The organism is Jannaschia marina, assembly GCF_013404595.1.
In the GTDB taxonomy this organism is placed as follows: Bacteria; Pseudomonadota; Alphaproteobacteria; order Rhodobacterales; family Rhodobacteraceae; genus Jannaschia; species Jannaschia marina.
On sequence record NZ_JABVAX010000001.1, the window covers coordinates 514,896 to 530,077 of the forward strand.

At 67.3% G+C, this 15,182-nt stretch carries 19 protein-coding genes; 10 read left to right on the forward strand and 9 right to left on the reverse strand.

Annotated elements, in window-relative coordinates:
• Positions 1 to 5: 5 nt before the first annotated feature.
• From HSX43_RS02650 to HSX43_RS02675, 6 genes are all read left to right on the forward strand, one after another.
• Positions 6 to 932, forward strand: coding sequence for a calcium/sodium antiporter (locus tag HSX43_RS02650; RefSeq protein WP_179378528.1), 927 nt, complete (start codon positions 6 to 8; stop codon positions 930 to 932).
• Positions 929 to 1,699, forward strand: a complete 771-nt coding sequence (locus HSX43_RS02655) for an SDR family oxidoreductase (protein WP_179378529.1) — start codon at positions 929 to 931, stop codon at positions 1,697 to 1,699. The genes HSX43_RS02650 and HSX43_RS02655 overlap by 4 nt, the downstream gene beginning before the upstream one ends.
• Positions 1,700 to 1,988: 289 nt before the next feature.
• On the forward strand, positions 1,989 to 3,857 hold the full coding sequence (gene uvrC / locus HSX43_RS02660) for an excinuclease ABC subunit UvrC (RefSeq protein WP_179378530.1): 1,869 nt from the start codon (positions 1,989 to 1,991) through the stop codon (positions 3,855 to 3,857).
• A gap of 107 nt (positions 3,858 to 3,964) precedes the next feature.
• A complete protein-coding gene (gene pgsA, locus HSX43_RS02665) occupies positions 3,965 to 4,633 on the forward strand; it encodes a CDP-diacylglycerol--glycerol-3-phosphate 3-phosphatidyltransferase (protein WP_179378531.1) in 669 nt (222 codons plus the stop codon).
• 2 nt (positions 4,634 to 4,635) lie between these two features.
• Positions 4,636 to 4,881, forward strand: a complete 246-nt coding sequence (moaD, locus tag HSX43_RS02670) for a molybdopterin converting factor subunit 1 (protein WP_407929356.1) — start codon at positions 4,636 to 4,638, stop codon at positions 4,879 to 4,881.
• A complete protein-coding gene (locus tag HSX43_RS02675; protein ID WP_179378533.1) occupies positions 4,881 to 5,330 on the forward strand; it encodes a molybdenum cofactor biosynthesis protein MoaE in 450 nt (149 codons plus the stop codon). Before moaD ends, HSX43_RS02675 begins: the two co-directional genes overlap by 1 nt.
• A 4-nt stretch (positions 5,331 to 5,334) precedes the next feature.
• On the opposite strand, the gene HSX43_RS02680 is transcribed toward HSX43_RS02675, so the two are convergent.
• Positions 5,335 to 6,327 (reverse strand): Hint domain-containing protein, encoded by a 993-nt coding sequence (locus HSX43_RS02680; RefSeq protein WP_179378534.1) that lies wholly within the window; start codon positions 6,325 to 6,327, stop codon positions 5,335 to 5,337.
• A 143-nt stretch (positions 6,328 to 6,470) separates the two neighbouring features.
• Between HSX43_RS02680 and HSX43_RS02685 the strand changes: the two genes are divergently transcribed.
• Positions 6,471 to 7,250 (forward strand): SDR family oxidoreductase, encoded by a 780-nt coding sequence (locus tag HSX43_RS02685; protein ID WP_179378535.1) that lies wholly within the window; start codon positions 6,471 to 6,473, stop codon positions 7,248 to 7,250.
• Here HSX43_RS02685 and HSX43_RS02690 read toward each other — a convergent pair.
• From HSX43_RS02690 to HSX43_RS02725, 8 genes are all read right to left on the reverse strand, one after another.
• Positions 7,195 to 7,935, reverse strand: a complete 741-nt coding sequence (locus HSX43_RS02690) for a tryptophan-rich sensory protein (RefSeq protein WP_179378536.1) — start codon at positions 7,933 to 7,935, stop codon at positions 7,195 to 7,197. The genes HSX43_RS02685 and HSX43_RS02690 overlap by 56 nt on opposite strands.
• Positions 7,936 to 8,067: 132 nt before the next feature.
• Positions 8,068 to 9,525, reverse strand: a complete 1,458-nt coding sequence (locus HSX43_RS02695) for an ABC transporter substrate-binding protein (RefSeq protein WP_179378537.1) — start codon at positions 9,523 to 9,525, stop codon at positions 8,068 to 8,070.
• Positions 9,526 to 9,590: 65 nt separating this feature from the next.
• Positions 9,591 to 10,178: an SCO family protein gene (locus HSX43_RS02700; protein ID WP_179378538.1), complete on the reverse strand. Its 588-nt coding sequence runs from the start codon at positions 10,176 to 10,178 to the stop codon at positions 9,591 to 9,593.
• Positions 10,178 to 10,738, reverse strand: a complete 561-nt coding sequence (locus HSX43_RS02705; RefSeq protein ID WP_179378539.1) for a hypothetical protein — start codon at positions 10,736 to 10,738, stop codon at positions 10,178 to 10,180. Before HSX43_RS02705 ends, HSX43_RS02700 begins: the two co-directional genes overlap by 1 nt.
• Positions 10,735 to 11,187 (reverse strand): hypothetical protein, encoded by a 453-nt coding sequence (locus HSX43_RS02710; RefSeq protein ID WP_179378540.1) that lies wholly within the window; start codon positions 11,185 to 11,187, stop codon positions 10,735 to 10,737. The genes HSX43_RS02705 and HSX43_RS02710 overlap by 4 nt, the downstream gene beginning before the upstream one ends.
• Positions 11,188 to 11,282: 95 nt before the next feature.
• Positions 11,283 to 11,627 carry a YigZ family protein gene (locus HSX43_RS02715; RefSeq protein WP_179378541.1) on the reverse strand — a complete coding sequence of 115 codons (345 nt, stop codon included), beginning with the start codon at positions 11,625 to 11,627 and terminating at the stop codon, positions 11,283 to 11,285.
• The gene (fosX, locus tag HSX43_RS02720; RefSeq protein ID WP_328794972.1) at positions 11,624 to 12,034 is read right to left on the reverse strand and encodes a FosX/FosE/FosI family fosfomycin resistance hydrolase; all 411 of its coding nucleotides are present in this window, start codon (positions 12,032 to 12,034) and stop codon (positions 11,624 to 11,626) included. Before fosX ends, HSX43_RS02715 begins: the two co-directional genes overlap by 4 nt.
• Entirely contained in the window at positions 12,031 to 13,299 is a 1,269-nt protein-coding gene (locus HSX43_RS02725) for an acetylornithine deacetylase/succinyl-diaminopimelate desuccinylase family protein (RefSeq protein WP_179378543.1), read from the reverse strand. The genes fosX and HSX43_RS02725 overlap by 4 nt, the downstream gene beginning before the upstream one ends.
• A 126-nt stretch (positions 13,300 to 13,425) precedes the next feature.
• Here HSX43_RS02725 and HSX43_RS02730 point away from each other — a divergent pair, with 126 nt between their 5' ends.
• From HSX43_RS02730 to HSX43_RS02740, 3 genes are read left to right on the forward strand one after another with little or no spacing between them, the layout of a single operon-like run.
• Entirely contained in the window at positions 13,426 to 14,496 is a 1,071-nt protein-coding gene (locus HSX43_RS02730; RefSeq protein ID WP_179378544.1) for a coiled-coil domain-containing protein, read from the forward strand.
• Positions 14,493 to 14,684 (forward strand): hypothetical protein, encoded by a 192-nt coding sequence (locus tag HSX43_RS02735; RefSeq protein WP_179378545.1) that lies wholly within the window; start codon positions 14,493 to 14,495, stop codon positions 14,682 to 14,684. The genes HSX43_RS02730 and HSX43_RS02735 overlap by 4 nt, the downstream gene beginning before the upstream one ends.
• Positions 14,681 to 15,181, forward strand: coding sequence for a hypothetical protein (locus HSX43_RS02740; RefSeq protein WP_179378546.1), 501 nt, complete (start codon positions 14,681 to 14,683; stop codon positions 15,179 to 15,181). Before HSX43_RS02735 ends, HSX43_RS02740 begins: the two co-directional genes overlap by 4 nt.
• Position 15,182 lies beyond the last annotated feature (1 nt).

The window sequence follows — 15,182 nt, forward strand, 5'->3', positions numbered from 1 at the left end:
TCGGGATGATCCTCGAGTTCCTGATGGTCGCGCTCGGCCTGGTGATCCTCATCCTCGCCGGCGATACGCTGGTGAAGGGCGCGGTCAACCTGGCGCTGCGGCTCGGCATCCCGGCCCTCGTCGTCAGCCTTACGGTCGTGGCCTTTGGGACATCCGCGCCGGAGCTTCTGGTGAGCGTGCAGGCGATCCTCGACGGGGCCCCCGGGCTCGCGCTCGGCAACGTGGTCGGATCGAACACGGCCAACGTGCTCCTCGTGCTGGGCGTGCCGGCGCTGATTGCGGTGATGCACACCTCCGGGCACGATACGCGGCGCGACTATCTCTACATGCTGGGTGCCACGGGGATCTTCATCCTGCTCTGCCTGACCGGCCGCCTCGTCTGGTGGCACGGGCTTGTGCTGCTGACGACGCTCGCGATCGTTCTCTCGGCGACCTTCCTGGCCAGCCGGGGACAGGACGTCGAGGTCGAGGGGGCCGAGCCCGGCCTGCCGGGCTGGAAGATGACGGTCTATCTCGTCATGGGGCTCATCGGGCTGCCGATCGGGGCGAACCTGCTGGTCGAGGGCGCGACGGAGATCGCGCGCGCCTACGGCGTCAGCGAGACGGTGATCGGCCTTACCCTCGTCGCGATCGGGACGTCGCTTCCGGAGTTGGCCACGACGGTCATGGCGGCGATCCGGCGGCATGCCGATGTGGCGCTCGGCAATGTCATCGGGTCCAACCTCTTCAATCTTCTGGGCATCATGGGCGTCGCCGTCCTCGTCGGACCCGTCCCCGTTGACCCGGCCTTCCTCGCGAAGGATCTATGGGTCATGCTCGCGGCGACCCTCCTGCTCGTTCCGTTCGTTTTCCTCGGCCGTAACATCACGCGGACCTGGGGTGTCGTGCTGTCCGTGTTCTATGGCCTCTACCTCGTCTGGGCGCTCGCATGAGGGCCCTGGTGACAGGCGGTGGCGGGCGGCTCGGAGCCGCGATGGCGGTCGAGCTCGCGCGGCTGGGGCACGACGTCGCCGTGCACTATGCCACCAGTGCCGAAGGTGCGGAGGCGACCGCGCGCGCGATCCGGGCCGAGGGGCGGCAGGCGGCGCTCTTGCAGGCGGATCTTCTGAACCTGGATGCCTGCGAAGGGCTCGTTCCCGCGGCGCAGGCGGCACTGGGCGGGCCGCTGACGGTTCTCGTCAACAACGCATCGATCTTCGAGCACGACACGATCCACACGGCCACCCGCGAGAGCTGGGACAGGCATCTGGGCTCCAACCTGCGCGCGCCGCTGATCCTGACGCAGGCCTTCGCCGCGCAGGTTCCGCCCGCGGGGCACGACGGGGAGCCGGTGGCGACCGCGAACGTCGTCAACCTGATCGACCAGAGGGTGCGCAAGCTGACGCCGGAGTTCATGACCTACACGCTGGCCAAGTCGGCGCTCTGGACGCTGACGCAGACGACTGCTCAGGCGCTTGCGCCCGGCATCCGGGTCAATGCCATCGGACCGGGCCCGACGTTGCAGGGGGCGCGGCAGTCGGCCGAGCATTTCGCGGCGCAGCGGGCGGCGACGGTGCTGGAGCGCGGGGCCGATCCGGACGACATCGTGGGGGCGCTGCGATACCTGCTGGGCGCGAAGGCGGTGACGGGCCAGCTTCTCTGTATCGACGGGGGCCAGCACCTCGGTTGGCAGACCCCGGACGTGCGCGGTGTGGAGTAGAGTCGGGCTCCACACGCGAATTTTGTTCACCCCTGGTTGCACGCCCCCGCCGCCCGCTGACCCTGACCGCGAAAACACCCGTTGACGTAGCGTTAATAAAAAATGTTCTTTGATGTCATCAAGTTACACAATTTCCGATCCCGAGGCCGATTGTAACGATTTCTTGAAATCTGCTTTGATGACTGTGCCCTAGCGATTCCGCCCCCAGTCTTATCCACATGTTTCGGCCGGGCTCCGCTTCTTGCGGACACAGCCGGAAAAATGCAGCGGTCGAGAGAATCAGCGTGCCATGACAGAAGTCCCTGAAAACACCGCAAAGCCGACCGGACCGGAGGTGATCAAGCGCTTCCTGCGGACGCTCGACGGCTCGCCCGGGGTCTACCGGATGCTCGATGTGGAGAACCGGGTTCTCTATGTCGGCAAGGCGCGCAACCTGAAGAACCGGGTGGCGAACTACACCCGCTTGCAGGGCCATTCGGGGCGCATCGCGCGGATGATCTCCGACACCGCGTCGATGATGGTTCTGACGACGAACACCGAATTGGAGGCGCTGCTTCTTGAGCAGAACCTCATCAAGCAGCTCAAGCCGCGCTACAACGTGCTGCTGCGCGACGACAAGTCGTTCCCCAACATCGAAGTCACGACCGGCCATGCCTTCCCGCAGATCCGCAAGCATCGGGGCAAGAAGGGCAAGGGGCTCTACTTCGGACCGTTCGCGAGTGCGGGTGCGGTCAATCGCGTCCTCAACCAGTTGCAGCGCGTATTCTTGCTGCGCAATTGCTCGGACAGCGATTTCGAAAGCCGCACTCGCCCCTGCCTCAACTACCAGATCAAGCGGTGCAGCGCACCCTGCGTCGGGTTCATCGACGCGGCCGACTACGCCCGCGCGGTCAAGGATGCGGAAACCTTCCTGCGCGGCGAGACGACGGGCATCCAGGAGCGTTTGGCCGAGGAGATGACCACGGCGTCAGAGGCGATGGAGTTCGAACGGGCCGCGGCGCTGCGCGACCGAATCAAGGCGCTGACGAACGTGCAATCGGTGCAGGGCGTGAACCCCCAGGGCGTGCCAGAGGCCGATGTGATCGGCCTGCACATGGAGGGGGGACAGGCCTGCATCCAGGTGTTCTTCATTCGCGCGAACCAGAACTGGGGCAATGTCGACGTCTATCCCCGCGTGGTCGAGGACATGTCGCCGACCGAGGTGATGGAGGGTTTTCTGGGCCAGTTCTACACCGGCAAGGAGCCGCCGCGGATGCTCCTGCTGTCGCATGGCGTCGAGGAGGAGGAGCTGATCGCGGAGGCCCTCTCCGAGAAGGCGCGGCGCAAGGTGCAGATCCTGGTGCCGCAGCGGGGCGAGAAGGCGGAGCTGGTGCAGGGCGCGGTCCGCAACGCGCGCGAAAGTCTCGGCCGCAAGGTCTCGGAGAGCGCGACGCAGGCCCGGCTTCTGAAGGACATGGCGACGGCCTTCGATCTGCCGGAGCCGCCGCAGCGGATCGAAGTCTACGACAACTCCCACATCCAGGGCAGCCATGCCGTCGGCGCGATGATCGTCTCGGGACCCGAGGGGCTCGAGAAGTCGCAGTACCGCAAGTTCAACATCCGGGGCGACGAACTCACGCCGGGCGACGATTTCGGCATGATGAAGGAGGTGCTGACCCGCCGCTTCAAGCGGCTCCTGAAGGAGGACCCGGAGCGCCGGTCGGGGCTCTGGCCCGATCTTCTGCTGATCGACGGCGGGGCGGGGCAGGTGAGCGCCGTGCGCGAGATCATGCGCGACCTCGCCGTCGAGGACATCGCCATGGTCGGCGTCGCCAAGGGCATCGACCGCGACCACGGCAAGGAGGAATTCCACCGCACCGGTCAGCGGCCCTTCGCGCTGCGTCGCAACGATCCGGTGCTCTATTTCGTGCAGCGGTTGCGGGACGAGGCGCACCGCTTCGCCATCGGCACGCATAGGGCCAAACGGTCGAAAGCACTCGTCGCCAACCCGCTCGACGAGGTTGCGGGCGTCGGACCGGGGCGCAAGCGCGCGCTCCTGCAGCATTTCGGCTCGGCCAAGGCCGTCTCGCGCGCGGCGCTCGCCGACCTGAAGGCGGTCGATGGCATCTCGGCGGCTCTGGCGGAGCGCATCCACGCGCATTTCCACGACAAGGGCTGAGCCGCTTATGGCCGACACCGCATCTTGCCCCGCAAGGGACGGAAAAGGTTAACTCGCGCGTGGAATGACCATGGCCCCGGCCCCGGGTGCGCGCTAGGAATGCCGACATGACGTGGACGATCCCGAATATCCTCACGGTGCTGCGGTTGCTGGCCGCGCCGGGCGTCGCCGTCATGTTCCTGTTCTTCGCCCGCCCCTGGGCCGATTGGTTCGCGCTCTTCCTCTTCGTGACGGCGGCGATCACCGATTGGTTCGACGGCTGGATCGCGCGGGAGTGGAACCAGGAGAGCCGCTTCGGGGCCATGCTCGACCCGATCGCCGACAAGGCGATGGTGGTGATCGCGCTCCTCGTCATCACCGGCTTTTCGGGCATGAACCCCTGGATCCTGCTGCCAGCGACCATCATCCTCTTCCGGGAGGTCTTCGTCTCGGGCCTGAGGGAGTTTCTGGGCAATACCGCCGGGCTCCTCAAGGTGACGCAACTCGCCAAGTGGAAGACGACGGCGCAGATGGTGGCGCTCGCCGTGCTGTTCTCGACCGGCATCTTCGAGCACCACTTCGCCGAGCGCGTGCACGGCATGGACGTGGACACCATAGGCGCGATACTCTCGGGAGAATTGCCGGACGAGCTGTCGCTGGTGCGTCTACTCTGGTGGCAGGACGCGACCTTCTTCGGCGGCGTCGTCCTCCTGTGGCTCGCCGCGGCGCTGACCGCGCTGACGGGCTGTGACTATTTCGTGAAGGCCGTGCCGCATCTGAAGGACAGACCGCAATGAAGCTGCAGGTTCTCTACTTCGCCTGGCTCCGCGAGCGGATCGGCCTTGGTCGAGAAGAGGTGGAGACCCAGGCCGCGACGATCGCCGACCTGGTGGCCGAGCTCCGCGCGCGGGAGGACCGCTACGATCTTGCCTTCTCCGACATGGCGGCCGTGCGCTGCGCCCTCGATCAGGAGTTGGTGCCGATCGACACGCCGCTCGGCACTGCTCGGGAGGTCGCCTTCTTTCCGCCGATGACGGGGGGCTGATGGCCGATCTTCGGATCCTCGTGACGGCCGATGATTTCGACCTCGGAGCCGAGGCCGCGCGGCTCGAAGCCGGTGCCGACACGGGGGCCGTAGTCACCTTCACCGGCCGGGTGCGCGACGTGGACGGCGGGCTGCGGCATATGGAGATCGAGCATTATCCGGGGATGACCGAGGTCGCGCTGACCCGCATCGCCGAGGAGGCTGCGGCCCGCTGGTCGCTGGCCGCAGTGACGATCGTGCATCGCCATGGCCGGCTCGCACCGGGCGCGCGGATCATGATGGTCGGCACGGCCTCCCGACATCGCGAAGCGGCCTTCGAGGCGGCGTCCTTCCTGATGGACTACCTGAAGTCGCGAGCACCATTCTGGAAGAAGGAAGTCACGGCCGAGGGCGCGGAATGGGTCGCGGCGAAGGACAGCGACGAGGACGCGCTCGACCGCTGGACCTGAGCGCCTAGCGCGACGAGGCGCGGCGCAGGATGCTGGCGGCATCGAGGCCGTCGAGGTCGGATGCAGCGGGCTCGACCCCGTGGTGGGGCGTTTGCGACCGGTCACCCACAGTGGTGCGCACTTCGCTGGCCAGATCCTCGCCCAGACCAGCCAGGACTTCGGGCGACACCAGAAGGCTCTCGGCCGGGATGCCGGCGACATAGATGATCTCATGCGCGTCGAAGAGGAGGTGGAAATAGTCCACGTGCCCCGGAGCCGCGCGCCAGATCGTCTCGCCATTGACGAGATGCCGAACCCGAACCAGAAGCTCCGCCCGGCCGAGGCCAACGGCATCGCGCCGCTGATAGATGAAGAGCCGATGGTCGGGTGACAGCACCAGCTCCTCGGCGTTGTTGAGCGCCTCGGGGGCGAGCACCACGGGCGCGTTCTCGCCTTCGGTGCGCACGGTCTGTCGGCCGATCCAGCGCACCGGCTGCGGCCCGTGATCGCGGGTGAGGACGCGGTCACCCACGTTGAGGTCCTCGACGGGCTTCTGCAGCCCGTTCGCCATGGTGACCCGCGTGCCGCGCGTGAAGCTGACCTGCGCGACGTTCGACAGCTCGCCCTCCACCGCGCAGGAGGAGATGAGTGTGTATTCGTCCGACGGTGAGAGCGGCCCGAGCGGCAGCGCAAGCCGTTCGCCCTCGAGGTCGAGGACCAGCACTTCCACCGCCGCCCCGCGCTCGCCCATGATCTGGTGACGGGCCAGTGGCACGACGGCCTGCCCCGCTGCGCCGACCGAGGAATCGTCCGCAACGACGGTCGCCGTGCCCACCTGGGCGAGCATCAGCTCCCGCGCCGCCTCTTTCCCGTCGAGGACGTAGATATCGCCCGCGACCACTTCGCCGAGGTCGCCGATCGCGTCGCCCATGAGGGCTCCGGTCTCCACCGCAAGCGCCTCCGCGGGGAGGACCATGCACCGGCTCAGGCTGCCGAAGGAATCGCTTGTCGTTTCCATCTGTTCTTTATGTAGCCTGACGAACGTCAAAAACAGGGCGCTTGCGGGGAAGTTCCGGGGAGTATCCCGGCAAAGTCGCGCGAACCTGCGTGTTCTCCTGTCGTTGCGGTGCTAGAGAGGCGGCAACGAACGGAGGGCTTGCCATGGATCTGGGCATCAGGGGAAAGCGCGCGCTGGTCTGCGCCTCGTCGAAGGGGTTGGGCCGTGGCTGCGCCGAGGCGCTGGCGGAGGCGGGCGTCGACCTCGTACTGAACGCGCGCGGGGCCGAGGCGCTGGAGGCCACGGCGGAGGAGATCCGTGGCCGCTATGGCGTGAGTGTCACGACCGTCGCCGTCGATGTCACGACGTCCGAGGGACAGGCCGAGGTTCTGGAGGCCGCCGCCTCGCCCGACATCCTCGTCACCAACGCGGGTGGCCCGCCGCCGGGTCTCTGGTCCGACTGGGATCGGGCGGATTTCATCGCGGCACTCGACGCGAACATGTTGACCCCGATCGCGCTGATGAAGGCCTGCCTTCCGGCGATGATGGAGCGGGGCTGGGGGCGGGTGGTGAACATCACGTCCCAGTCGGTCAAGGCCCCGATCCCGGTCCTCGGGCTTTCGAACGCGGCGCGCACCGGGCTGACCGGCTACGTCGCCGGCACCGCGCGGCAGGTCGCGCCCGAGGGCGTGACGATCAACAACCTGCTGCCGGGCATCCACGCGACAGACCGCGCCAAATCGCTGGATGAAGGCGTGAGCCGGGCGCAGAACATCAGCGCGGACCACGCGAAGGCGCAGCGCGAAGGCACGATCCCCGCGCGGCGCTACGGCACGGCAGCGGAGTTCGGCCAGACCTGCGCCTTCCTCTGCTCGCAACACGCGGGATTCATCGTGGGGCAGAATATCCTTCTTGATGGCGGCGCGACGAACGCCACGATCTGAGCCGCCGGAGCGTCATGGCGGCCACGAAGACCGCCGCGCCGAACGCGAAGCCGCCGACGAGGCTCAGACCGTTCTGAACGACGACCCCGACGAGCGCCCAGGCGACGGCGATACCGTACAGCAGGCTAGGCCGTGCCCGCAGGACCGCCACCGTGATGACGAGCGCGAGCACCAGGGCGGCCAGCGCCCAGCCGACAGGGCCGAACGGCCCGATCCCGAACCCCGGTAGGTTGATCCCGAGCGAGACGCAGCTCGCCGCCGTGAGCCATCCGGCATAGAGGCCGACCGGCGCGCGGAGCCACCAGAGATCCGCCTCGGGCGTGTTGAGAAGCGCCAGCAGCGCCGAGACGAGCATCACCCAGATCAGGACCGTCGCCCAGACGAGCGAGGCCACGGCCACCGCAAGCCAGCTTGTCCCCACGCCGAGGCTCACGATGAGTGGCAGGCGCGTGGCGTCCCAGTTCGCGTCGTCGCTCCGACGGAGCACCCCGAAACCCGCCATGGCAATCAGCCAGAGATAGATCACCCCCCAGATCGAGAAGGCATAGCCGGCCGGTTGGACCGGCGGGTCTTCGATCTGAACGGGGAACTGCGTCGGGTCGAAGCCGGCGAAGCCGTCGACGAAGAAGGGGGAGGCCGCGAAGGTCGCGGTCAGGATCAGGGTGAGGAGGGCACGAATTTTCATAGCCCGCAGGTAATTCGCCCGGCCCGGGTGACCACCCGCACTATCCGTCTTTCACGGTGCGTAGCTGCCAGCGTCGCATGAACGAAAGGGCCCGCACCCGGCGGCGCGGACCCCAAATCAAGTTGCGTCGGATCACTCCGTCCAGCGCACGCCGGTCAGGTCGTTCGCCTGCGTCGGCGAGTTTTCCCAGAGGCCCTCGATGCGCGCGTCGGCAACCCCCGTCTTGGCCAGCTGGAAGAGGTACGCATTCACCGCGTCGTCCGCGATGATCTGCTGCGCCTCCTTCAGCATGACGCTGCGGGTCGACGGGTCGCTCGTCATCTCGATCTTGCCGATCAGATCCTGGAAGGCGGCGTTGTCGTACTGGAAGTAGTAGTCGGGCCGGGCGTAGATGTTGATGTCCGCGGGCTCGGTGTGGCTGACGATGGTCAGGTCGTAGTCCTTGCCACGGAACACCTGTTCGAGCCATTGTGCCCATTCGAGGTTCTGGATCTCCGTCTCGATCCCGACCGCGCGCAACTGGCTCGCGATGATCTCCCCGCCCCGACGCGCATAGGCCGGGGGCGGCAGCATCAGGCGCAGGCTCAGCCCCTCGACGCCCGCCTCGGCCAGAAGGGCCTTGGCCTTCTCCGGGTCATGCGCCGACTGCCCCGTCAGGTCGACATAGTCGGGATTGTGCGGGGCGAAGTGGCTGCCGATCGGCGTGCCGAAACCGAACATCGCGCCGTCGATGATCGCCTGCCGGTCGATCGCGTGGGAAATCGCCTGCCGCACCTTCACGTCCGTCAGATTGGCGTTGTTCATGCCGAGGATCGTCTCGCCCTCGGTCGAGCCGACAATGACGGTGAAACGCGGATCGGCCTCGAAATTCGACAGCGTCTCGGGCGCGGGGAAGACGGGGAAGGCGTCGATGTCGCCGGCCATCATCGCCGCGAAGGCGGCGTTCGGATCGGAGATGAACTTGAACGTCGCGGCCGTCAGCGCCGGGGCCTCGCCCCAGTAGTCCGGGTAGGCCGTCAATTCCACGCGGTCGCCCTGCACCCAGTTAGCGAACTGGAAGGGGCCGGTGCCGACCGGGGCGGTGGCGTTCGTCTCGGCGCTTTCGGGGGCCACGATCACCGCGTCGCCCCAGGCGAGGTTGAAGCCGAGGTTCCCGTTCGGGTCGGTCAACGTGATCGTCACGGTTGTGGCATCCGTCGCCTCGACGCTCGCGATCCCGTCGAAGAGCGCCTTCTGGGCATTGGTGCTCTCCTCCGCCCGCGCGCGGTCGAGCGAGAAGACCACGTCGTCTGCGTCCATCGTCGTTCCGTCGTGGAAGGTGACACCCTCGCGGAGCGTGAACGTCCAGGTCTTGCCGTCTTCCGAGACATCCCAGCTTTCGGCGAGCGCCGGCTCGATTGCGCCGTCCGGGCCGAAGCGAGTCAGCCCCTCGAAGAGGTTGGCATAGACCACCTCGTCGATGGCCGCCGCCGCGCCGGCCGTCGGGTCGAGGTTCGGCGGCTCGAGCTGCATTCCGATGGTGATGTCGGTCTGCTGCGCCAGGGCGGTCGTCGCCTTCAGCGCGAGCAAGGCTGTGGTTCTTATGAGCATGGGTCTTCCTCCCTCGTCCTGACATGCAGGTTAGGCAGGCGGGCGGGCAGGGGGCAAGTCTCGGGCTAGCCTGCGGCCTCCGCGGCGTAGCCCTCCACGATCTCGACCATCCGCTCGACGGAGAGGACCGGCGGCAGCAGCGTCAGGAACGCACCGTCCCCGTCCATGACGTAGATGTGGGAGCCGTGGGCGTAGACGTCGACGCCGCGCGGATCGGTGAAGAGGAGCGTCTTCTCCACGTGGAAGAGGTCGCGCGCATGCGCGAGCTCCGCCTCCGTCCCGGTCAGCCCCGTCAGGCCCGGCGCGAAGGCGTCGAGCGCGGGGCCCATGCTCTCCACCGTATCCGTCTCCGGGTCGATCGTGATGACGAGGGGCGTCACGTCGGTGCCCCGCGCGGAGAGCGCGTCGGTCATCTCCGACATGATCGGCAGGGCGACGGTGCAGATCGCCTCGCAGGTGGCGTAACCGAAGAAGACGAGTTGCAGGTTGCCCTGCGGGTCCACCTCCGTCCGGCGCTCTCCGTGGTGGTCGGTGAGCGTGTAGGCCCCGCCGAAGTTCGACGGGAAGAGCGTGTCGGGCAGCTTGGCCTCGACCGTCGCCTGCTGTGCCGCAGCCGGGAAAGCGAGGACAAGGGCGAGGAGCGTCGCGCGCATCAGAACCAGTCCTTGAAGAACTCCTGGTCCGCTTCTTCCCCGAGGCCGAGGTAGCCTTCGCGCTCCAATTCCTCGAGGACGCGGGGATCGCGCCGGAACCAAGGGCCCGGTCCCTCGGTTTCCGGGTTCTTCTCGGCCCAGTTGTCGGTCCAGGTGTTGGCACGCTGCCATTCGCCGCCCTCGGGGCGGATGCGCTGTACCAGGTAGACGTTGGTCGCGCCGATTTCCGGATCCTCGATCAGGAGCCCGTCGACATCCACCGTCTGCCCGCAGAAGGGGGCGAGGTCGGCCACGGCCCCGTTGAAGGCCGATTGCGCGTTCTTCAGGGGGAAGACCATGGCATTGTCGGCCTTCCGGATCAGGACGACCTGCCGCGTCCCGCCGCCGCAGTCATCGGCGCAATCGCCGGCGAGTTCGCAGAGCGGGTCGCTGACGGTGGCGGTGAAGAGGGCCTTCTGCTCGGCGAAGAGACCCCATTCGCGGGCCTCCGAACCTTCGGAGAAATCCTGCGCGAGGGCGGGGGCGGCAGCGAGCGTGGCGATGAGGGCGAAGCGGATCATTCGGGGGCCTCCGAGTCCGGAATGGCGAAGCCGGGGATGACCCCGAAGTCCTCGTGCGTGGCGTTGACGATGTCCTGATCCGCGATCACCTCCTCCACGATGAGGTAGTTGAGCCCGTCGCGCCGGTAGAGCATCCCGTCCGCCTCGATGGTGTGGGACGCGATCCGCAGGTTGGTGTCGCCGCCCGCGTTCTCGTCGTCGCCCTCCATCTTGAGCACCATGTAGACCGTCCCGTCGGGTGCCAGCAGGCCCACGGGGATGCCGCCCGCCGAGCACCAGAGCGCGCAGGTATGATGCGCCGTGCCGACGACGGCGTCGGGGCCGCCCATCACGCCCGAGAAATAGCACCAGGTGTCGATGACCTCGCCGGTCACCTGCACCCGTTCGCCATCCGCGGCGAGGGCCGGGCCGGCGAGGGCCGCAAGGGCAAGGGGGATCATGGCGCGCATGGCGGTCTCCTCTCTGGTGTCAGGACAAGTTGACGCTATGGAAGCCCGATCTGGCAAATCACGTTTTGCCCGTGGGGCCTCCCGCAGTCGCGGCTTCAGGCATCGAGCGCCGCGCGCACGGCCGTCTGCACGTGGCGAAACCGGTCGCCGCCCAGATGCTTGCCGCCGTACCAGCGTGTGACGATGACCACCCGGTCGCGCACCCCTTCGCGTTCGAGCATCCGCAGGATGACCATGCCCGCCCCGGCCTCGCCATCGTCGTTCTTGACCGGGCCCTCCGCGCCTAGGAGCGCCCAGGTGTTGTGCGTCGCCTTGGCGAATTTCTTGTCGCGACAGAGCGCTTTTACGACCGCCTTCGCCGCCTCCGCATCGGCCGCCGGGGCGATAGTGACGGCGTATTTGCTGCCGCGGTCGTTGATGTCGAGGTGGATCGTCCTCACCCGGCGTCCCGTTTCGCATAGCGCGCGAGCCGCTCGGAGAGCGTGCCGGTGTGCAGCTCGAAGAGATGGTTGTCGTGGTCGTGGAAATAGATCGAGCGCCCCTCGCCCTCCACGCGTGGGCGCGGCTCCCGCAGGTCCAGCCCGAGCGTTCGGATCGCGGCGAGCCGCGCGTCGAAGTCCGCCTCGGTGATCTTGAAGGCGACGTGATTGTAGGTGCGCTCCGCAAGGCTCTCGCCCTCCATCACCGCGACCCAGACGCCGCCGACGTCATAGAACCGCTCGGGCGAGAGCGAGAAGGTCGCGTCACCGCTGTCGTAGACCTTCTCGCCCTTCAGCACGTCGAGCACGACCCGCTCCATCCGGTTCAGGTCGCGGCAGATGAAGGTGACGTGGCTCAGCCCGCTCACGTCAGAAGCCGCGCGAGCGCGAGCGCCATGACCTTGCCGCTGTCGACCATGTCGTCGACGCCGATCCATTCATCGGGCTGATGCGCGAGGTCCAGAACGCCGGGCCCGTAGGCGATGCAGTTCTTCAGCCGCCCGATCCGGTCGATATGCTTCTGATCGTAGGTGCCGGGCGAGACGACGAATTCGGCCGACTTGCCCATCACCTCCTCCACCGCCGCCTGCACCGTGAGCACGACGGGCGCGTCCTCGGCGGTCATCGTCGGCTGCACCTCGAAGAGATCGCGGATCTCGTAGCGGAAGTCGGGCCGCCGCTCCCGCACCCGCTCCATCATCTGCGCGACCTCGCGTTTCACCTCGGCGATGTCCTCCTCGATCAGGAACCGCCGGTCGATCGTCAGCGTGCAGCGGTCGGGCACGCAGGCCGAGGGCAGGCCCGTATAGCCCTCCTCCTGCACCGGCTCTCCGCCATGGATGGAGTTGATGTTGAGCGTCGACTGCTTCGCGCCGTCGGGCACGACGGGCATTTCAGTGCGCTTGCCGGCCAGAAGCGGGAAGAGCGTCTCCTCCATCTCTTCCAGAACGGCCCCCATGTGCCGCACCGCGCAATCGCCGAGGAAGGGCATGGAGCCGTGGGCGATATGCCCCTTCGTCTCGATCTCCGCCCACCAGACGCCGCGATGGCCAAGGCAGATCCGGTCCTTGTTGAGCGGCTCGGGGATGATGACGTGCTGCACGCGGGCGGGGTCGAAGAACCCCTTCCCAGCCAGGTAGGCGACCCCGCCGAAGCCGCCCGACTCCTCGTCGGCGGTGGCCGAAATCTCGATCGCGCCGGCGAAATCGGGGTGGAGCGCGACGAAGGCCTCCGCCGCCACGATGCTCGTGGCGAGCCCGCCCTTCATGTCGCAGGCCCCGCGCCCCCAGACGCGACCCTCCGAGTGCTCGGCCCCGAAGGGATCCTTCGTCCAGCCGTCGCCGACGGCAACGACGTCGTGGTGGCTGTTGAAATGGACGCACTCGCCCGTCCGCTGGCCTTCGATCCGGCAGATCACGTTCCAGCGCGGATAGCGGTCGCTGTCGCCGAGCGCCCCCTCGGCGCGGACCATCTCGACCTTCCAGCCCTGCGCGCCCATCCGCTCGCCCACGAGCGCGCAGATGTCGCGGTAGTGACGGCCCGGCGGGTTCAGCGTGGGGATGCGGATCAGCTCCTGCGTGCAGGAAATCAGGTCGTCGCGGCGGTTTTCGATTTCTGCAAGCAAGCGGTCCATGGGGCCTCCTCGTGGCGGTGGCGCCACATTGGGGGGAAACCCGGGCACTTGCCACTCCCGCTTCCGCAATTCATTCCCATCTGTAGACTATACACGTGACAATCAATTGAGAGGGGATGACGTTCGGTGGCCGATTTCGACGCACAGGTGAGGGAGAGCCAGGCGCAGGTCGCCGCGGCGCAGGAACAGATAATCAAGGTGACGAGCCGGATCTCCGAAGCGCGCGAGAAGCTGGAACAGGGGATCTCGATCGACGTCGAGAACGCTACGCTCGAAGAAGTCCACGCCCATACCGACGCCATGAACGCCAACATCGCCGAGCTCATCATGGGCCTCGATGACGTGACTGCCGGCTTCTCCAAGGATTTCGACGAAATGCGGTCGAAGACGGGGATGGAGACGTTCGTCGGCTTCTTCGCCCGCGGCAAGTCCGAGTCGATGCGTCAGGAGCGTCTGCGCTCCGCCTCGATCGACGACAAACTGCAGGATCTGATCTCCAAATCGGACACGATCACCAAGCTGCTCGAGGGCCAGCTCGCCACGCTCAACGAGCAGAAGGCGCAGGTCGAGGGCAACCTGTCGACCACGCTCGAGGAGCGTGAGGCCGCCGTCTCTGAACTCGAGGGTATCCGCGCCGAGATCACCGCGATGGATCCGCGCCTGATCGAGCTCGAGAACAAGATCAGCGTCGAACAGGACGCCGCCACGCGCACCCAGCTCGAGACCGACCTCGCCGAGGCCAACACCCGGCACAACGAACTCGTCCAGGCCGAACAGGTCGTGCTCGCCCGCTCTCAGACGCTCGAACGCTACATCGAGAAGGGCAAGACCTGGGTCGACAGCCTGCAGAACCAGGCGGCGACCCAGATGGTGCTCATCAACAAGCTGGCGACCGACACCAAGCAGCGGGTCGTTCTCTATGATGCGCTCTCGAAGTCGCTCAAGACCGCGCAGCAGCAGGACGTCGCCCACCGCATCAACGAGATCGGGGTCAAGACCGATCAGGAGGCGCAGCAGGCCATGGCTGCCATCGGGGCTGCGACCAACACACGCATGGCCGAGATGCTGGAGGCGCACGAGGATCACATGGTCTTCGCCCGCGACGTGCTGGAGGCCAAGCAGAAGGCTGACGAGCGCTTCGCCCGCCGCTTCAGCGCCATCGTCGAGAAGCACGACAAGAACCTCTACGGCGGATGAGCCCCGGCACCGCATCTGCGGACGGGGGTAGGGCGGACGTCTGCTCCGACGGCTGGGACAGGATCGTCCTGCGCCTTCTGGTGAAGGCCGGCATCTGTCTCCCGATCGGCCTCGCCTTTCCGTTCTTCGCGACGGCGGTTTTCCTGTTTTCCGTCGCGCTCTTTGCGCTTGCGGTCGCCGTCGCATGAGTGCCGCCGTCCCCCGCCACCGCGTCCGGCCGATCCTCGGGGCGCTCGCGCTCGTCGCCGCGATCCTTCTGGGCGGAACGCTCTTCGTCGCCGGATGGGTCGGAGCCGCCTTCGACGCGGCAACAGACCGCAACTGCCATCCGCCCGGGGGCCCTTCCGAGGCGAACCTCGCCTATGCCGCCGGTGCCGTTGCGGAGGCCTTTCCCGATCTCGGCCCGGTGCTCACGCCCGAGAACACGAGCCTCTGCCGCGTGCCGCTGCAGCCCGACATGACCGGGTTCGCCCTGCTGCCGCCCGACGCTCTCGGTCCGGTCGCGTTCAGGCCGGTGACCGGGGACACGCCCCTGCCGGACGTCTCCGTCGCGCCGCACCTCGACTTCGGCGGGCGCGGGGCCGTCGTCGCCGTCGCCGAAGGGCACTCCGACGAGCCGCCCGCCCGTGTCGACCTCTTTCGCCTGGCCGATGGGCATGCGATCCTTCACTACCGGGATTTCTGAC